The organism is Pseudomonas canadensis (assembly GCF_000503215.1).
Lineage (GTDB): Bacteria > Pseudomonadota > Gammaproteobacteria > Pseudomonadales > Pseudomonadaceae > Aquipseudomonas > Aquipseudomonas canadensis.
Map to the genome: position 1 here is coordinate 933441 of NZ_AYTD01000013.1, position 19427 is coordinate 952867.

Consider the following 19427-nt stretch of genomic DNA (forward strand, 5'->3'; position numbering starts at 1 on the left):
CCTTAGATCATTTCTTCGCCGCCCTTCCCGCCGAGAACGATTTCTCCGGCTTCGGCCATACGGCGGGCAATGGTGAGGATTTCTTTCTGCGCGGTTTCCACGTCGCTGACGCGCACCGGGCCTTTGGCCTCCAGGTCGTCGCGCAACAGTTCCGAGGCGCGCTTGGACATGTTCTTGAAGATCTTCTCTTTGACGTTTTCGTCCGAGCCCTTGAGGGCCAGCACCAGCACGTCGGAGGACACTTCGCGCAGCAACGCCTGGATGCCACGGTCGTCGACATCGGAGAGGTTGTTGAACACGAACATGAGGTCTTCGATCTGGCCGGACAGGGTGTCGTCGATCTCGCGGATCGAGTCCATCAACTGGCCTTCGACCGAGCTGTCGAGGAAGTTCATGATGTCGGCCGCGCGCTTGATACCGCCCAGGGTGGTACGCGAGGCATTCGAGTTGCCAGAGAACTGCTTCTCCAGAATCGTGTTGAGTTCTTTCAGGGCCGCCGGCTGCACGGTGTTCAGCGACGACACGCGCAGGATGATGTCCAGGCGCACTTTATGGTCGAAGTGGCCGAGCACTTCACCGGCCTGGTCCGGGTCGAGGTAGGCCACCACGATCGCCTGGATCTGCGGGTGCTCGTAGCGGATCACGTCGGCAACGGCGCGCGGCTCCATCCATTTGAGGCTGTCGAGGCCGCTGGTGTTGCCACCGAGCAGGATACGGTCGATCAGGCCGTTGGCCTTGTCTTCGCCCAGGGCCGAGGTGAGCATCTTGCGGATGTAGCTGTCGGAGCCAACGCCCAGGCTGGTCTGGTCGCCGACGATCTCGACGAACTCGCTCATCACCTGCTCGACTTGCTCGCGGTGCACATTGCGCATCTGCGCCATGGCCACGCCAACACGCTGAACCTCTTTGGGGCCCATGTGGCGCAGCACTTGGGCGGCGTCGGTTTCACCGAGGGACAGCAGCAGGACTGCGGCTTTGTCGACCTTGGTGAGCTTGGCAACAGCGGCTCGATTATCACTCATCTGCGTTGATCCACTCTTTCACGACCTGGGCCACACGGCCCGGGTCTTCTGCTACCAGACTCTTGATTGCATTCAGCTGAGCGTCGTAACCCTCGCTCGGGCTTGGCAACAGGATGCTTTGCGGGCCGCCGAGGCTGACGCGGTCGTTGGCCAGTTCGCCGTCGAGGCCGCCCATGCCACCCAATTCCACGTCGCCACCTGCAAGTGCAAGCTGTTTCTTGCCGTTGCCGGTGATGTTGTTGAGGACTGGGCGCAGCACACCAAATACCAGCACCAGGATGAACAACACACCCAGCACTTGCTTGACGATGTCCCAGAACCACGGCTGCGAGTAGAACGACGGTTCAGCGATCACTTCGCCACGCTCGGCGGAGAACGGCATGTTGATCACGCTGACACTGTCACCACGGCTGGCGTCAAAACCGACGGCGTCCTGCACCAGGCGAGTGAAGCGCGCCAATTCGTCGGCGGTCCATGGAGCACGGGTAACGGCGCCGTCAGCGGCATTGACCTTGACTTGGTCATCCACCACCACCGAGACCGACAGGCGATTGACGCGACCCTGTTGCTGCTTGGTGTGGCTGATGGAACGGTCAAGCTCGAAGTTCTTGGTGGACTGGTTACGTTTGTCCGCCGGGTACGGGGCGAGCATCGGCTGGCCAGTGGCCGGGTCCATGATTTGCTGGCCGTTGGCATCCAGCAGTGGCTGGCCTGGCTGAATCGCGCCAGCGCTGGCAGTAGCGCCACCGGTGGTTTGCGGCGCCGAAGCCGGGGCTGGCGGCTGGTTGCTCAATGCGCCCGGCACACCTTGCGGCGGGCCATTGGCGGCGGTGCGTTGTTCGCTGGTGGACTGCTCGCTGCGCAAGGCAGGCTGGTCCGGGTTGAATTGCTCGGAGGTCGACTCGACGGCGCTGAAGTCCACATCGGCCGACACTTCAGCCTTGTAGCGGTCGTTGCCCAGCACCGGTTGCAGGATGTTGTGCACACGCTGGGTGAGCATGCTTTCGACGCGGCGGCTGTAGTCGAACTGCTTGCCGGCTTGAGTCAGCGCGGAGTTTTCGCCCTGGTCGGACAGCAGGTTGCCCTTCTGGTCGACCACAGTGATCTGCGACTTGCTCAGTTCAGGCACGCTGGTGGCGACCAGATTGACGATCGCCAGGACCTGGCCAGGCTCCAGGGAGCGGCCCGCAAACAGTTCTACCAAGACCGAGGCACTTGGCTTGCGCTCGTCGCGCACAAACACCGAGCTTTTCGGAATGGCCAGGTGCACGCGGGCACCCTTGACGTTGTTCAGGCTGGAGATGGTGCGCGCCAGCTCGCCTTCCAGGCCGCGACGGTAGCGGGTGGCTTCCATGAACTGACTGGTGCCCAGGCCCTGGTCCTTGTCGAGGATCTCAAAACCGATGTTGCTGTCGGACGGGGTCACGCCGGCGGCGGCGAGTTTCATGCGCGCACGGGCCACATCGTCGGCCTTGACCAGCAGCGCCCCGGAGTTGGGCTCTACGGTGTAGGCGATGTCGGCGGCGGCCAGGGTTTCCATGATCTGCTTGGAATCCATGCCCGCCAGGCTGCCATACAGCGGCCGGTAATCGGGTTGCTGCGACCACAGCACCACGGCAAAACCAATCGCCACGCTGGCAGCCAGGCCGACCATCAGGCCCACCTGACGCAACATGGTCATTTCGGAGAGGTTTTCCAGGAACGACAGGCCAAACAGCGGCGGCTTGCCGTCTGCCTTGGCGGGTGCGTTGTCCACGACTGCTTCTGCCATGACTTAAATCTCGTCCTTAAACCGGCATCTGCATGATGTCTTGGTAAGCCTGAACCAGCTTGTTACGCACCTGGGTCAACGCCTGGAACGAAACGCTGGCCTTTTGCGAGGCGACCATCACGTCGGTGAGGTCCACGCCGCTTTTGCCGATCTCGAACGCGTTGGCTAACTGGCTGGAAGCTTGCTGGGTGTCACTGACTTTGTTGATGGCCTGGCCGAGCATGTCGGCGAAGCTGCTTTGGCCCAATTCCGGCGCTGGCGCGACGGATTTCGGTTGAGCCATGGCATCCATTTGCATGGAGCGCATATCCAACATCAACCGATTGAACTCAATACCCTGGCTCATGAACTTCTCTCTCCGACAACCCGCATGTTTTTTGACGCTACGCCGCAATTACTAGGGAAGGTAGCAACAAGGGTGCCAGCTCTGGTTCAACTCGTAAGAAAAGGCGACAAACCTTGTCGACCTTGTTACCGATTATGTGGCGAACAGATACGCTTCCACATCCATCCCTGCATCGCGCATCTGCGCCAGCTTGTAGCGCAACGTCCGCGGACTGATGCCCAGACGCTCGGCAGCCTCTTTGCGACGGCCGCGCTCGGAGCGCAGGGTGTCGATGATCATCTGGAATTCACGGCGACGCAGATCGTCGCCCAGCGCACCGGCCGTTTCGTTTTCGGCAACCATAGGCGCAGGGGCCAGGGTTGGCAGCGGCGCCGCACCGCTGCCCATGGCCAGGCAAAAATCCTGAGGCTGGATCAGGCCGCCCTGTTGCAGGATCAGCGCGCGCTGGATGGCGTTGTCCAGTTCCCGCACATTGCCCGGCCATGGATAGGCGATCAGGCAGGCTTGGGCCTCGGCCGACAGGCGCGCCTGGGCGTGCTTCATTTTTTTGACGTGGTTGTTCAGCAGACGCTCGGCCAGGGGAATGATATCCGCCGGGCGTTCGCGCAACGGGCGCCAGGCGAGCGGGAATACCGAAAGCCGGTAGAACAAGTCTTCACGGAAGCGCCCCGCCGCCACTTCGCCCGCCAGGTCGCGGTTGGTGGTGGCGACTACACGGATATCCAGCTGGATCGGCTTGCGCGCGCCGACGCGCTCAACCTCACGCTCCTGCAGCACCCGCAGCAACTTGGCTTGCAGGCCCAGGGGCATTTCCGAAATCTCATCGAGCAGGATGGTGCCGCCGTCGGCCTGTTCGAACTTGCCCGCCTGGGCCGCGATGGCGCCGGTGAAGGAGCCCTTTTCGTGGCCGAACAGTGTGGCTTCGAGCATGTTGTCTGGGATCGCCGCGCAGTTGATTGCGATAAACGGCTGCTTGGCGCGAGTCGATTGCTGGTGGATGTAACGTGCCAGCACCTCTTTGCCCGTGCCGGACTCGCCGGAAATCAGCACCGTGGAATCGCTGCGCGCCACGCGGGCCGCCAGTTCCAGCAATTGCGCACTGGCCGGCTCGAAGGCAATCGGGCCTTCGCCTTCACTGGCCGAAATCACGCCCAAGGCATGCCGCGCAACCAGCTCGATCAAGGCTTTAGGTTCGAAGGGTTTGACCAGGTAATCCGCCGCGCCCTGGCGCATGGCGTCGACCGCACGCTCGACGGCGCCATGGGCGGTCATCAGCAGCACCGGCAACTGCGGCTGGCGCGCACGCAGCAGGCTGAGCAACTGGTGGCCGTCCATGCCGGGCATGTTGACGTCGCTGACCACCAGGCTGAAGGACTCCTGCTCCACCGCCTCCAAGGCGTCCTCGGCAGACCCGACCGCCCGATAGTCATGGCCCGCCAACAGCAGCGTGTCAGCCAATGCTTCACGCAGGGCGCGATCGTCTTCCACCAACAGAACCTTGATAGCCATAACCTTTCTACTCCGCGCTTGCCGCGCTGGAAAACAGCGGCAAGGTCATCAATGCACAGGTGCCACGCCCAACACGGGAATGCAGTTGCAATTCTCCCTGATGGGCACGTGCCACTGCCTTGACCACGGTCAGGCCCAGGCCGGTACCGTTGGTCTTGGTGGTGAAAAAGGGTTCGCCCAGGCGCTGCAACACAGCGGGCTCGATACCACTGCCGCTGTCGCTGATGCACAGGCGCAGGTTTTGCCCGCGGTTGTACAGGTGCACCTTGAGCCGCGCACCGGGGCCGCTGGCCTGTGTGGCGTTTTCGATCAGGTTGAGCAGCGAACCCACCAGCGTGTCGCGGTTGCACAGCAGCTCACCGAGGTGGCTGTCGCACTGCCAGCGCACCTGGACGTCTTGAATATGGGCGGCGGCCGCCGCTTGCAGGGCCTGCATCAACTCGGCCGGCGTGATGCGGTCGGTCAGCGGCAATTCGCCGCGAGCGAACACCAGCATGTCGCGTACCTGATGCTCCAACTCGTGCAGACGCTCCTTGAGGCGACCGGCAAAACGCTGGTGGGTGGCGGTAGGCAATTGCTCATCAGTCAAATGACTGGCGTAGATCAGCGCCGCCGACAGCGGCGTGCGGATCTGATGCGCCAAAGAAGCGACCATGCGCCCCAGGGATGACAAACGCTCATGGCGCGCCAACTGGTCTTGCAGGTGACGGGTTTCAGTCAGGTCATTGAGCAACACCAGTTGGCCTGGCTCTGCGTCCAGGGAACGAGTGGCAATGGACAAGCGGCGGCCGTCTTTCAGGGAAATTTCGTGACCGTCGTCTTCACGCGGCGCAAAGCAGCGGGTGATGACATGCCGCCACAGTTCGCCTTCCAACGGCAGGCCAAGCATGTCGCAGGCCGCCGGGTTGGCTTCGCGCACACGGCCTTCTTCGTCGATGACGATCACACCGCCGGGCAGCAGCGACAGCAGGTTTTGCAGGCGGTTGGCCAAGCGTTCTTTCTCGGCCAGCTCTTCCATGCGCTGGGCACTGACCACCGCCAACTCGCCTTTGAGCTCAGAAACCCGGGCTTCGAGCAGGCTGTAGGAATCAGTCAATTGGCTGGACATCTGGTTGAACAGCGAAAAAGCCTGTTCCAGGCCCTGGCGGCTTTGCTGTTCTACAGAGGGAACCAGCCCTGCAATCGCAGGACCGGAAGAATGTTGGGCGGCGTGGGGCATCATGCTCTCTCGCTTGGCTGACCGTCAGTTAAACGGAACGTTGCGAGGGCTGTAGCAATACCCGTGCCGAAAAAAAACCACTGAAGTTTCAGTGATTTAAAAAACAGGCGTCAATCATCCGCCTGTTCATCACCTTCTTTGCGGCTCATGCCGTACTTGCGCATCTTCTCCACCAGGGTGGTGCGACGGATGCGCAGGCGCTCGGCGGCACGGGCGACGATGCCGTTGGCGTCGTCCAGGGCCTGCTGGATCAGGCCTTGTTCCAGGTTGCCGAGGTAGTCCTTCAGGTCCAGGCCTTCGGGCGGCAGCATCGCGGTGTTGCCAAAGTCTGGCGTATGGCCATTGATGGCGACGCGCTCTTCCATGTCGCTGCGCAGGCTGTCGACCAGTTGCTCGTCTTCGTCGTCGACGTAGCGGAATTTCTTCGGCAGCTCGACCACGCCGATCACGCCGTAGGGGTGCATGATCGCCATGCGCTCCACCAGGTTGGCCAGCTCGCGCACGTTGCCCGGCCAGCCGTGGCGGCACAGGGACATGATCGCGGCGGAGTTGAAGCGGATCGAACCACGCTTCTCGTGCTCCATGCGCGAGATCAACTCGTTCATCAGCAACGGGATGTCTTCCACGCGCTCACGCAGCGGGGCCATCTCGATCGGGAATACGTTGAGGCGGTAGTACAGGTCTTCGCGGAAGCTGCCGACCTCGATCATGCTTTCGAGGTTCTTGTGGGTCGCCGCGATGATGCGCACGTCGACGCTCTGGGTCTTGTTGCTGCCCACGCGCTCGAAGGTACGTTCCTGCAATACGCGCAGCAGCTTGACCTGCATCGGCAGCGGCATGTCGCCGATTTCGTCGAGGAACAGCGTGCCGCCGTTAGCCAACTCGAAACGCCCGGCACGGCTGGTGATCGCGCCGGTAAAGGCGCCCTTTTCGTGGCCGAACAATTCGCTTTCAAGCAGTTCTGCCGGGATCGCCCCGCAGTTGACCGGCACGAAAGGCCCGTCGCGGCGCTTGGAGTGATAGTGCAGGTTGCGCGCAACCACTTCCTTGCCGGTGCCGGACTCGCCAAGGATCAGCACGCTGGCGTCGGTGTCGGCCACTTGCTGCATCATCTGGCGCACGTGCTGGATGGCGCGGCTGGTGCCGACCAGGCTGCGGAACAGGTTGGGTTCGCGGTGACGGCCGCGCTCGCGGGCCTGGTCGTACATCTCGCGATAGACCTGGGCACGGTGCAGGGAATCGAGCAATTTGCTGTAGCTGGGGGGCATTTCCAGCGTGGAGAGCACCCGGCGGCGCTGGTCTTCGGGCAGGTCGACGGAAGAAATATCGCCCATTAGCAACACGGGAAGGAACTCATCCCAGGTTGACAGTGTCTTTAACAAGCCCAAAACAGCGCCAGGAGCGTTTACCGTCCCGATCAGCACACAAATGACTTCACGGCTCGATGACAATGAGCTGACCGCCTGCTGCCAATCATGGCTGCCGCAGGGCAGATTTTCTTCGCCAAGAAAATTCAAAATCACCGCTAAATCGCGGCGGCGGACGCTATCGTCATCAATCAGCAGAATTTTGGTTTCACGCCACATGCAATAGCAACTTCCCTAGTAAAACTTCCTGCCCCGGAGTGAGGGCAATCGAGACGCCTGTAAGACTTTGTACCTTACTAGACGTCTGAAATCTGAAAACAGCACTAGTTAAGTCAAAAATGCTGGCACAGTCAAATATATGACGCACCGTTCGGACTAACTGAGCCCATTCAGCCGAACAGATGGTAAACCTTTGACGCATTTTTCGCTTGGTTGATCTGCGACATCTCTTCGAAAATCGCCTGGCGTTCGCCCGTCGTCACCTCAAGCAATTGCTGGTAAACCGCCAGCAGGCTCTCAAGCTTTTCACGCAACGCATCCTCATCGACCGGCGCTTCACTGAGCACCTGCTCGATGACGTCGCGACAGCCCATGTCCAGTTCGCCGATAGCGTCCCAGTTACGGTCCGCCAACGCGCCCATCAGCGCCTCACGGGTTTCATCAATGCGTTGCAATGCTTGGCTCATGACGTATTCCTCAAGGCCGATGGCCTTATTCTGCCGCGCCTTGTGGCGCGCCGATGGCATCCCAGCCTTCTTTAACGGTAATCATCAAACGCGCTACTTCGTCGATCATCTCGGCATCGTTGTGCAGATTCGCTTCCATAAGACGGTTAGTCATGTAGGCATACAGACTTTCCAACTGCTGAACGTAAGCCGGGTTATCGCTCTTTTCCGCATCCAGGCCGTCACGCAGGCCGATTACGATATCAATCGCCTTGCCGAGCATCAGGCCCTTGGTCGCGATATCGCCGCGCGCCAACGCACCTTTGGCCTGGGCCATGCGGTCGAGGCCGCCTTCCATCAGCATCTGCACCAGACGATGAGGGCTGGCTTCGGAGATCTGAGCATGGGAATTGACCTTCTGGTATTGGCGAAGGGCTCTCATGGGATTCATGTTTCTACCTCGTGACAGGCGACAGCGAAAAGGATTTCAGTAACCAATATGTCGACTGGGTCGCAAAAAGCTTTAGCGCCAGTCGTCCTCCGATACAAAAAAGGCCAGGCAGGTTGCCTGGCCTTTTGCATTCACTTGGAATCAATTATTGGTCTTGGGGTTGTTCAAGGCGTTGAGCGTGGTCATGACGCTGGTGCTTTGCTGGCGCAGCTGGGCGACCAGGGTGTCCATGGCGTTGTACTTGTCGGACAGGCTTTTGGTCAGCAGGTCCATACGCTCGTTCAGGGTTTCCTGCTGCTTGCCCAGGTCTTTCAGGCTGTCAGACAGTGAGGTGGAACGCGTGGCCAGGACGCCAGTAGACGCCTTGGCGAAATCATCGGTCGCGCTTTTCATACGCGCCAGCATGCCATCCTTGCCGGTGAACATGCTATTGATGTCGGCACCGTTGGTTTTAACCGCCGCATCCCACTTCTTGTCATCAATCGTCAGCAGTCCAGTGGTAGAGCTGGTGCTGATACCAAATTGAGCCAAGGACTTGAACTGACCCGTCCCGGACAACTCATTGAACTCATTACGGATCGCGGCCTGCAGCGATCGCATGGTCGAGTCGCCTGTCAGGGCGGCTGGCGTGGTGCTGCCGTCCAGGTTCTTGGTGACCTTGGTTTCGGCATTCATGGCCGTAATCAAGGCGTTGTAAGTATCAATAAAGCCCTTTACCCCAGACTTCAGCGCCGTATTGTTGGTACTGACGGTGATGAGCGTAGCGTTTTTATCGCCGGACGTGCCCGTCTTGTAAGTTGAAGTTGCCACCAATTTGATGTTCACACCACTAAGGGCACCTTCGATATTGTTGGTCTTGGATACAGACGCAACACCATCAATGCTGTACTGCGCATCCTTGGGATAATCGACAACAGTGGAACCCACGTCCAGCCCAGAAGTGCCCGAAAGCGTGAGGTCCGAGCCCGTGCCCATGGTCGTCGAAGTAAGGATCAACCGAGAACCATTGGAGTCGGTCTGGATGTTTGCACTCAACCCCGATGTGCCGAACTGGGAATTGATCGAATCTCGCACCTGCTGCAAGGTTGCACCGGCCGGAACGCTGAGATCGTAATTCTTACCTGACTGGGAAATGGTCAACGTAGTCGGCTTGTTCGTGGCATTAACAACTGTCGAAGTGCCGCCAGTGAAGTTTTTACTCGACAACTTTGACGCCTGAGCCAACTGGTCGACGATCAGCCGGAAGCTACCATTCGACGCCGTATTACTGGCCGTCATGGTCGCCGTCTTCTCATCCGAAGAGGAACCGGTCAAACCGGTAAAGCTGCTGTCCTTGGACATGGTGTCCAGCGCACCACGAAACGCATCCAGCGCCGCCTGAATCTTGCCGATCGAAGACAGCGTGGTGGTCGCCTTCTGGGACGCGGTATTGATCTGCGTCTGCTTGGGCACCTTTTCGGCGTCCACCAAGGACTTCACGATCGCTTGCGTATCGATGTTTGAACCGATACCACTTACCGTTGAACCCGCCATCATCTATCTCCTGTTCGGTGGCTGCCGTTATCTTGACTGGTTATGCCTCAAGACAAGACAGCAACAAGTTTCATGCCAGCTCAGGCTTTGTCGTCAAACAACAGGTGGCTTGCGCTGGAAAGGTTCTGTGCCAGCTTCAGTGCCGTTTCCGAAGGAATCTGGCGAATCACTTCACCACTGTCGGTGGCGATGACCTTGACCACCACTCGATGGGTGGAGTCATCAATGGAAAAATCCAGACTGCGCTGGGCAGCTTGTACAAATTCGCGAATATCGGTTACTGCTTGTTCCAGGTCCGCGCGCTCAGGCTCTTTGCCTGTGGCTGGCGCTTCCTGGACTTTGGTGATGCTTTTGTCGGCAGCTGCTACCGGTGCAGGTGCGCCTTGAGGGGCAACCGGCGGATAAGACTGGTTCAGCTTTACACTCATGTCCATGTCCAATCTCCTCTAAACCGAAAAAACGGAAGGGCACGTAGACGCGCCCTTCCGTTAGTTACCAAGCGCTGGGATTACTGAAGCAGCTTCAGTACAGCGGATGGCAGCTGGTTAGCCTGCGACAGGATCGCGGTGGAAGCCGATTGCAGGGTTTGTTGCTTGGTCAGTTCGGCGGTTTCGGAAGCGAAGTCGACGTCCTGAACGGTGGAACGTGCAGCGGTGGAGTTCTTCTGAATGTTCTGCAGGTTGTCTGCAGTGGTAGTCAGACGGTTCTGGGTAGCACCCAGGCCCGAACGTACGCTGTCGATGGTGCCGATGGCCTTGTCGATGACAGCCAGGGCGTTCTGAGCGTTGTAGGCGTCAGTCACGTCGGTCTGAGCAACGGTGGTCTTCTGGGAAGACACGTCAGCAGAGCCGAACAGTGGAGCCGCGCTTGCGTCGGCAATGGCGTAGCCTTTGGACGAATCCAGCGAAACCTGGCCAGTAGCAACGGTCACAGTACCTACGGTACCCGACAAAGCGGTTGGCGCTTCAGCGGTGCCACCAGCGTTCATCGCGTATTTGCCGTTACCGTCTTTAACGTTTACGGAAATGGCTGCACCGCCAGTGTCGCTCGCGAAGGACAGGTTTTCGCCGGTGTCGGACTTGACTTCCAGGGTACCTTTGGCTTCGTCGTAGTTAACGCTGATGCCCAGCTTGGCAGCGTTGGACTTCAGTTGGTCAGCCAGGCCAGCGGTGTCGGTCACGCCTACGAACTTAACGGTGGAAGAGCCCACGGTCAGCGAGAAGTTGGCCGGTACACCTGCAACACCTACAACTGGAGGAGTAGCGGTAGGATCAGCGGTGATACCCTTGGTCAGGGTGGTGTCAACCGAGAATTTGACTTCAGTGCTGGCAGTAGCGCTGAGGCCACCGATGGCGCCGTTCAGGCCAGCAGCGATGGTCTTGGCCGAGTCGCCAACTTTGACATCAACTTTGCCAGTCTGACCGTTACCGGTAACGTTCAAGGTCGTTGCCGCAACGCCAGTCGCGTTCAGTGCGATTTTGCTCGACTTGATCTGCTGCGAACCAATGTTCTGGGCCGAAACGTTTTCCAGGCTCAGGTTGATGGTTTCGTTGGCGTTAGCACCAACCTGGATAGCTTTGGTACCGTACGAACCGTCCAGCAACTTCTGGCCACCGAAAGTGGTGGTGTTGGAGATACGGGTCAGTTCCGAAGTCAGAGCCTGGTATTCGTCGTTGTTCGACTTACGGTCGTCAGCGCTCAGGGAACCAGTAGCCGAGGACAGAGCCAGGGTACGCATTTTTTGCAGGATGTCGGTCGAAGCCTGCATCGCGCCTTCAGCGGTCTGAGCGATCGAGATACCATCGTTCACGTTTTTGACTGCTTGGCCCAGGCCGTTGATTTGGCTGGTCAGGCGGTTAGCGATCTGCAGGCCGGCAGCGTCGTCTTTAGCGCTGTTGATACGCAGGCCGGAAGACAGGCGCTGCATGGAAGTGGCCAGGGCGCCGCCAGCTTTGTTCAGGTTGCCCTGAGTAGTGATGGAAGCAATGTTGGTGTTTACTGTTAAAGCCATGACGAAATCCTCGTTGGATGGATACTGCGGCTTCCGGCCCTGGCAACCGCCGGGTGTGGCCTGAGAACCTACGTAATAGTTATCGTCGTGCTAGCCGGTTGCTTGAGGATTTTTTTTGATTTTTTTACTGGCGCCGTGCCACCCCTTGCAATTCAAGGGTTTACGCGGGCCCCAAACCCCGTTTTCATTGGGTTTTCTGGCGCCAAATAAAAAACGCCGAGGCTCTTTCGAACCTCGGCGTTTTTTATTGAAGCTATCAAGGCATCAAGGGCGATAGAGAATCGCCGAGCCCCACGACAGGCCCACACCAAAACCGCTGATTGCCACGCGCTTCCAGGTAGCGTCCATCACGTGCTTTTCCAGCAGCAGCGGAATGCTCGACGACACGGTATTACCGGTCTCGACCATGTCCTTGATGAACTTGTCCACGGGTGCATCTTCAAAACGACGCGCCACGGCGTCGACAATCGCCGCACTGCCCTGGTGGATGCAGAACGCATCGATCTCATCGGCCTTGAGATCTGACTCATTGAGCAGCTCATGCAAATGCGCCGGCACCTTGAGCAGGGCGAAGTTGAAGACCTGGCGGCCGTTCATGAAGAACACGCCGTCACTGACCTTCAGGTGCGGCGCACCGGAACCGTCGGTGCCGAACTTCGACTTGCCCAGCAACCACGGCGCATCTTCGCCCATCCAGGTGGCAGTAGCAGCATCGCCAAACAGCATGGTGGTGTTGCGATCTTCCGGGTCGACGATCTTGGAGTACGGGTCAGCGGTGATCAGCAGGCCGTTTTTCAGGCCCGCGGCTTCCATGAAGCCCTTCATCGCATAGATGCCGTAGACGTAACCGGAACAACCCAGGGAGATATCAAAGGCCGCGACGTGGGTCGGCAGGCCGAGCTTGTCCTGGACGATGGCCGCCGTGTGGGGCAAGCCCTCTTCATCACCGTTCTGGGTGACGACGATCAGCGCGTCAATGGATTCGCGTTTCAAATCCGGGTTGTTGGCAAGCAAAGCGTTGACCGCCTCGACACACAGATCGGAGGTTTCCTGCGCGGCTTCCTTGCGCGGCAGGAACGCCGAACCGATCTTGCCAATGATGAATTCTTCATCCTTGGCGAATTTGGCACCCTGGGCGTAGTTATCGATCCCGTCTGCCGGCACGTAACTGGCGATGCTTTTTATGCCAATCATTGTGGCTTCCCAATACTAAATAGCTGGAGAACACCCCTGGGCCACGCCCGGAGTGCTGACAATAAAGGGGATAACCCCATAAAAATCTCGCTGAAAGCCGTCTCGCAAGGACCCTGTGACGACTTATCCTTTTCACACGATACAGTGAAGATGCGCTTTATGACTCACAGGTCACTCAATTTTGTGTGCTTTATGCAAAACCTTCAAACAATTAAATCCCGGAAACGACAACGGCCCGCCCTGTTTCCAGGGCGGGCCGCTTGACGTAAAGCTATTTACATCTTGTTGAACAGGCTCAACTGCGAGATTTTCACGAAGGCCAACTGCGACGCCTCCAGCATGGTTTGCTGCAGGGTCAGGTTGATCGCCGCTTCGCCCATGTCGATGTTCGCCAGGGCGCTCATGGTCGATTTGTTGGCCAGCCCGACACTTTCGTTTTCGCTGGACTGCACGGTGAGCGCGTTCTGCCGCGCGCCGATGGAACCGCGCACGTTGTCCACTTGGTCCGCGGAACTGGTCAGGTTGCTGACAGCGGCGTTCAGGGCATCCTGCAGCTTCACCCGCGCGCCAGGAATACCGTCGGCCGGTTGCTCCAGAGCCTTGCGCAATTGGCTCAAGGTGTCGAGCGCACTCTGGGTTTTCTGGGTGCTGGCGCCGATCGCGAATTGATCACCCACAGCCGGTGTGCCACTCAAGCCAAAAGTCACACCGGCCACAGTGATCGAGTTCGGCGTGGTAGTGGTGTCGATGACGCCTGAATCAATCGGCTTGCTGTTGGCGTTGTAGGGCTGTGCAAACACCTGGAAGGCCGACGAATCAGTGTCGCTGAACTTGACCAGCACACCGCTGTTGGCCGGGAAGGTGCTGGCATATTTAGCGGGGTTGCTGACCGTGGCATTGGTCAGCTGCGTCGGCGACGTGTTGCTAGCGGTGCGGGAGACGTTAAACGTGTCCGGCTTGGCGGCCAGGGTGAACTCACGGCCTTTGACCATGGCATCGGCATCAGGCCCGGTGGCTTTGTCGGTCAGGTCGACGGTGATATCGAACTTGACCCCGCGTATGTTGATGCTGGCGCTGCCTTCCTTGGTGGAGTCGAACGTGCCATTACCCGGGAGTTGCGAGGTAATGTCGTTGTTGTCCTTGTCGGTCACCACGTACTGGGTGCTGCTGCTGAAGGTCACTTTGTACGGCTGACCGTCGGCGAACGACTTACTGTAGTCGACACTCGAGGTAATCAGACCGGCCGAGATGGCAACTTTGTTGTCATTCACCTGCGACGGTGTCGTCGCCGGAGGCACAGGGGCCGGCGTGGTGTATGTGGACTGGGTGCGGCTGTTGTTGGCCGCGCCTTCCAGAATGGTCTTGCCGGTGTCGCCCGTACGCACGGTCAACGTCTCGGAAACCTGCAGGCTCAGCTCGTTTTCGTCGCCCTGATAATTGTAGGTGCCGTCAATGTTGCGCGAGTACGGTGGCGTATCGGTCTTGGAGCCGGAGAACAGGTAGTTGCCCGCCGCATCCTTGCTGTTGAGCAAGCCCAGCAACTGGTCTTCAAGGGCACCCACTTCGACCGAGATGGATTTGCGATCGGCATCACTGGTCACGCCACCGGCCTTCAACGCCAACTGGCTGGCGGCCTGGATCGTCGCGCTGATCGCGGTCAACACGCTTTCTTCGTTAGTCAGCGAGCTCTGGATATTGGTGATGTTGCCACTGAACTGCGCCAGCATGTCTTTCTGCTGCTGCAGCATCAGCAAACGCTGCGCCGCCACCGGGTCATCCCCAGCGGTTTGCACGCGCACGCCGGAACTCGCCTGCTGCTGAGCCTGCACCACGCCGGCATAGTTGTTCTGGTACTTGGCGGCACTGGTGTCGAAATACTGCTGTGTAGAAATGCGCATCGTCCCAGACTCCCTTAAAGACTATTGATCAGCGTGCTGAAGGTTTCTTGCGCAGCCTTGATGATCTGCGACGACGCTGTGTAGTACTGCTGGAACTTGATCATGTCGCCCGCCTCTTCATCCAGGTTGACCTGGGACACGGAGTTGCGCGCATTTTTGTTAGCCGTCAGCAACGCGTTGGTGGCAGTCGTGTCCGTGGTGGCCGCTGCGGCCTTGGCGCCGACCGTCGAGACCAACTTGCTGTTGGCCCCGACCAGGCTGGTGCCGCCGGTGCCATCTGCTGCCACACCTACGGTCGCCTTGGTTTGCAGGTTCAGCAGTTCCTGGGCATTGCGGTTGTCGGACTTGCCACTGGCATTGAACGAAAAGGTGGTGCTGTCGCCATCGGTCGGCGAGCCAGCCACCGAGGTGTCAAAGCTGAAGCTCTTGGCCGGCACCACCAGGGCGCCGCTGGCATCGCGCATCGGTACGTTGATGCTGATCTTGTTGGCCTGCCCCGGAATAATGGTGCCGGTGCCGATCGGAGCGCCCTTGGCGTCGTTGATCGTATAGCTCTGGGTGCCGTCGGCCGCAGGCTTGCCAAATACCATCTTCACCGGCATCGAGTTTTCAATGCCGACGCGCAGTTGCGCGGTATTGGCGCCACCCTGGAGATCCAGCGGCACGGTCAAGGTCGGCGGCGTGAAGGTGCCGGTGCCCTGGTTGGTTTTGCTGGCCTCGCCTTTGAGCGGTGCAGCGAAGGCAATCTTGCTCGGGTCGGTGAGGACCGTGCCGATGTCCTTCGCGCCGCTGGCGGTCGGGCTGACCTTGAAGCTGTCACCGGCCGACATTGGGCCGTTTTTAAGTTCAAGGGTAAAGCCGTCGATCACCGAAGGCGGTGTGGCGGTGATATCAAAAGTACCCATGGCTTTGCCATCGGAGCGCTGCACCGTCACTTTGTTGAGATTGGTCGGGTCACTGAAGGTGACCTTATAATCGTAGTTGGTCAGCTTGCTGGTGTCCTTGATCGTCACACCCAGGCTACCGGCGCCTTGGTTGCCTTGACCGGCCACACTGCGCAAAGCCACTGCTGCTGCGCTATTGATGTCCTTGAACATCGACGCGCCGAACTCGCCATTCAGGTCGATGCCCTGCCCCAGCTGGCTGTTGATCGTATCGGCGGTGACGATGGCGATGCGTCCCAGGTCGTTGATGGCTGGCATCAACACGTCACTGCGATAGCGCATCAGGCCGCCGATACTGCCGCCACTGATCACATTGCCGATGTCTACCGCCGTGTTACCCGGCATGTTCATCTGAATGGTGTACTGGGTCGGATCGTCCTTGCCAGGCACTGCAGAAATCGAGTTGGACTGATCGCCCAGCACCAGCGATTGACCGGTGCCGGTGCTGACACTGAACACACCGTTTTTCTCGGTGGCGGTTACGCCGATCAGCTCATTGAGCGAGCGTACGGCCTCGGCGCGCGCATCCAGCAGGTTGGCCGGCGTGGTGTTCGACGCACCTTGCACCTGGTTGATCTGCTTGTTGAGGGACGCAATCGACGAGGTCAGTTGGTTGACCTGGTCAGCCATGGAGGTCAACTGACTGTTGATGGTCTCTTTTTGCTGGCTCAACTGGTTGGAGATCGAGTTGAACCGGTTGCTCAAGGTCTGGGCGCTGGTGAGCAGAATCTGGCGCGCCGACGTGTCGCTCGGGTTAGCGGATGCGGTCTGAGCCGCCGCGAAGAACGCGCTGAGCACGGACGACATGCCGGTGGTCTTGTCCGACAGCGTCTTGTCCACGGCGCTGACCTGATCCAGATACGCCTTGGCATCGCTGTTGAGCGAGGTGCTGTTCTGGTACGCCGCGTCGAGAAACTCGTTATACACCCGGCGTACATCGGCCAGGGTGGTGCCACTGCCGATGAACACGCCACCAAACTGATTGGCCGCGTTGGCGTTCTGGGTGGTCTGCTGCCGTGAGTAACCCGCTGTGTTGGCGTTGGCAATGTTGTTACTCAAGACCGACAACGATCCTTGAGCGGAATTGAGTCCTGACATCCCGATACTGAGCAAACTCATGGTTCAGACCTTATAAATGTGTGGTTGCGCCAGCGGCAGCGTAATTCTGGTAACTGTCCATCGTTTTGGCGATCTGCGAAATCTTGCTGGCATAGGCCGGATCGGTGGCGTAACCGGCTTTTTGCAACTCGCGCACAAACTGTTCCGGGTTGTCGGCCGACTTCACAACTTCTTTATAGCGATCATTGCTTTGCAGCAACGTCACCAGGTCATGGAAGCTGTCCTGATAGGAGTCGTAGGAACGGAACTGTGCCGTCTCCTTGACCATCGCCCCATCACGGAACTCGCTGGTGATCGCGCGAGCCTGGCCGCCCTGCCAACTCTGGCCGGCCTTGATGCCGAACAGGTTGTGGCTGCTGCTGCCATCTTCGGCGCGCATCACCGATTTACCCCAGCCGGTTTCCAGGGCAGCCTGGGCCACCAGGTACTTCGGATCGACACCAATACGCGCGGCGGCCGCCTTGGCCATCGGCAACATGGTGGCGACAAATTCATCCTGCGAACTGAAGGCTTTCTTCGCCGGTGCCAACGGTGGCTGGGCCACGGCGCGGCCGTAGACCTGCATGCGCCCGCTCGGCACGGCGAAGGTGCGCGCCGCACTGTTGACGACGTTGTCGTCAGCGGCGCTGTTACGCAATGGCGCGGCCTTGGCTTCGCCGGTCACCTGGGTGCTTGGCACAATGCCGGCAAGCAGGCGATCAGTCAGCTTGCTCGGTAAGGCGATGCGCCGCTGATTCATCAATTCCATGTCATTGCTATGGGCCGACGGGGCACCCGCCTGTGGCTCAGCCACGCGGTAAGCCCACAGCGGACGCTGGCCATTGGAGCGGCCCAAAGGCCCATCAGCCTGGGTGCCTGCGGCAATTTCTGTCGGCACATCAACTTTCTTCACAGGCTCAGCCGCCGCCGGGCCTTGCAAGGTGGCGGCCTGGGCCTCCACCGGTTTGTTCCTCTGCATCTGGCGCATCAGCACGTCGGCCAAGCCGATACCACCGCCTTCGCGGGACATCGAGACCGCCAGCTGCTGGTCGTACATTTCCTGGTACTGCTTGGCGGCGGGCGTGTTCATCGGGTTGTCCTTGCCCAATGCCTCGGTGGCCGAACGCATGGACTTGAGCATCTCGCTCAGGAACAGCGATTCGAACTCCTGCGCCACCTTGCGCATGTTGCCTTCGCTGTTCTTGTCGGCACCGACCTTGAGCTGGTTAAGCCGGTTCAAGTCGGAGTAAGACCCCGAGTCCGCCGTGCTGCTGATGCCGCTCTTGCGCATATCCATGGCCATGGCCTCAGATCACGATCAGGTCGGCTTGTAAGGCGCCGGCCTGCTTCAGTGCTTCAAGAATCGCCATCAAGTCGCCGGGCGCTGCGCCCACCTGGTTCACCGCGCGGACAATCTCATCCAGGGTGGTGCCGGGGCCGAACTTGAACATAGGCTTGGCTTCTTGCTGGGCGTTGACGCGCGAACGCGGCACCACCGCCGTCTGGCCGTTGGACAATGGCCCCGGCTGGCTGACGATCGGGTCTTCGGTGATGGTCACGGTCAGGCTGCCGTGGGTCACCGCTGCTGGCGATACCTTGACGTTCTGACCGATCACGATGGTGCCAGTACGCGAGTTGATGATGACTTTGGCCACGGCCTGGCCTGGGTCGACTTCAAGGTTTTCCAGGATCGACAGGTAGTCGACGCGCTGGCTTGGGTCCAGCGGCGCGGTCACACGGATCGAGCCGCCGTCGATGGCCTGGGCCACGCCAGGGCCGAGCATGTCGTTGATCTTGTCGACCACGCGCTTGGCGGTGGTGAAGTCGGAGCGATTGAGGTTCAGGGTCAGGCTGTTGCCTTGATTGAAACCGCTTGGCACGGTGCGCTCAACGGTGGCACCACCCGGGATTCGACCGGCTGACGGCACGTTGACGGTGATCTTCGAACCGTCGCGACCTTCGGCGTCAAAACCGCCCACCACCAGGTTGCCCTGGGCAATGGCGTAGACGTTGCCGTCGATACCCTTGAGGGGCGTCATCAGCAAGGTGCCGCCGCGCAAGCTCTTCGAGTTACCGATGGACGACACAGTGATATCCACCACCTGGCCCGGCTTGGAGAACGCCGGCAAGTCAGCACTGATCGACACCGCCGCGACGTTTTTCAACTGCACGTTGCCCGAACCCGCCGGCACCTTGATGCCGAACTGCGAGAGCATGTTGTTGAAGGTCTGCAAGGTGAACGGGGTCTGCGTGGTCTGGTCACCCGTACCGTTGAGCCCCACCACCAGGCCGTAACCGATCAACTGGTTGGAACGCACGCCGGAGATGCTGGCGATGTCCTTCAGGCGTTCGGCCTGGGCGACAGCGCTCAAGGAAAGCAGGAGTGCGGCCGCCATCAG

16 protein-coding genes are annotated in these 19427 nt (G+C 59.6%); all 16 read right to left on the minus strand.

What is annotated here, in order from left to right; translation table 11 throughout:
* Positions 1 to 2 precede the first annotated feature (2 nt).
* A complete protein-coding gene (fliG, locus tag U367_RS0113165) occupies positions 3 to 1022 on the minus strand; it encodes a flagellar motor switch protein FliG (protein WP_010208743.1) in 1020 nt (339 codons plus the stop codon).
* Positions 1015 to 2793, minus strand: coding sequence for a flagellar basal-body MS-ring/collar protein FliF (fliF, locus tag U367_RS0113170; protein WP_028617328.1), 1779 nt, complete (start codon positions 2791 to 2793; stop codon positions 1015 to 1017). Before fliF ends, fliG begins: the two co-directional genes overlap by 8 nt.
* A 16-nt stretch (positions 2794 to 2809) precedes the next feature.
* Complete coding sequence (fliE, locus tag U367_RS0113175) at positions 2810 to 3139, minus strand: flagellar hook-basal body complex protein FliE (RefSeq protein ID WP_015885194.1); 330 nt, start codon at positions 3137 to 3139, stop codon at positions 2810 to 2812.
* Between the two features lie 132 nt (positions 3140 to 3271).
* Positions 3272 to 4648, minus strand: a complete 1377-nt coding sequence (locus U367_RS0113180) for a sigma-54-dependent transcriptional regulator (protein ID WP_028617329.1) — start codon at positions 4646 to 4648, stop codon at positions 3272 to 3274.
* A 7-nt stretch (positions 4649 to 4655) separates the two neighbouring features.
* Positions 4656 to 5867, minus strand: coding sequence for a sensor histidine kinase (locus tag U367_RS0113185; RefSeq protein ID WP_028617330.1), 1212 nt, complete (start codon positions 5865 to 5867; stop codon positions 4656 to 4658).
* Between the two features lie 110 nt (positions 5868 to 5977).
* Entirely contained in the window at positions 5978 to 7453 is a 1476-nt protein-coding gene (locus tag U367_RS0113190) for a sigma-54 dependent transcriptional regulator (RefSeq protein ID WP_028617331.1), read from the minus strand.
* Between the two features lie 170 nt (positions 7454 to 7623).
* Entirely contained in the window at positions 7624 to 7920 is a 297-nt protein-coding gene (gene fliT / locus U367_RS0113195) for a flagellar protein FliT (protein WP_028617332.1), read from the minus strand.
* A gap of 25 nt (positions 7921 to 7945) precedes the next feature.
* Entirely contained in the window at positions 7946 to 8350 is a 405-nt protein-coding gene (fliS, locus tag U367_RS0113200; protein ID WP_028617333.1) for a flagellar export chaperone FliS, read from the minus strand.
* 141 nt (positions 8351 to 8491) lie between these two features.
* Positions 8492 to 9883, minus strand: a complete 1392-nt coding sequence (gene fliD / locus U367_RS0113205) for a flagellar filament capping protein FliD (protein WP_028617334.1) — start codon at positions 9881 to 9883, stop codon at positions 8492 to 8494.
* Positions 9884 to 9963: 80 nt separating this feature from the next.
* Complete coding sequence (locus U367_RS0113210; RefSeq protein WP_028617335.1) at positions 9964 to 10317, minus strand: flagellar protein FlaG; 354 nt, start codon at positions 10315 to 10317, stop codon at positions 9964 to 9966.
* 74 nt (positions 10318 to 10391) lie between these two features.
* Positions 10392 to 11894, minus strand: coding sequence for a flagellin N-terminal helical domain-containing protein (locus U367_RS0113215; RefSeq protein ID WP_028617336.1), 1503 nt, complete (start codon positions 11892 to 11894; stop codon positions 10392 to 10394).
* A gap of 264 nt (positions 11895 to 12158) precedes the next feature.
* Positions 12159 to 13088 (minus strand): ketoacyl-ACP synthase III, encoded by a 930-nt coding sequence (locus U367_RS0113220; protein ID WP_028617337.1) that lies wholly within the window; start codon positions 13086 to 13088, stop codon positions 12159 to 12161.
* A gap of 275 nt (positions 13089 to 13363) precedes the next feature.
* A complete protein-coding gene (locus U367_RS0113225) occupies positions 13364 to 14986 on the minus strand; it encodes a flagellar hook-associated protein 3 (protein ID WP_028617338.1) in 1623 nt (540 codons plus the stop codon).
* Between the two features lie 14 nt (positions 14987 to 15000).
* On the minus strand, positions 15001 to 17049 hold the full coding sequence (flgK, locus tag U367_RS0113230; protein ID WP_028617339.1) for a flagellar hook-associated protein FlgK: 2049 nt from the start codon (positions 17047 to 17049) through the stop codon (positions 15001 to 15003).
* A 10-nt stretch (positions 17050 to 17059) separates the two neighbouring features.
* Positions 17060 to 18331, minus strand: coding sequence for a flagellar assembly peptidoglycan hydrolase FlgJ (flgJ, locus tag U367_RS0113235; RefSeq protein WP_028617340.1), 1272 nt, complete (start codon positions 18329 to 18331; stop codon positions 17060 to 17062).
* Positions 18332 to 18335: 4 nt separating this feature from the next.
* Positions 18336 to 19424 (minus strand): flagellar basal body P-ring protein FlgI, encoded by a 1089-nt coding sequence (locus U367_RS0113240; RefSeq protein WP_033901075.1) that lies wholly within the window; start codon positions 19422 to 19424, stop codon positions 18336 to 18338.
* Between the last annotated feature and the right edge of the window lie 3 nt (positions 19425 to 19427).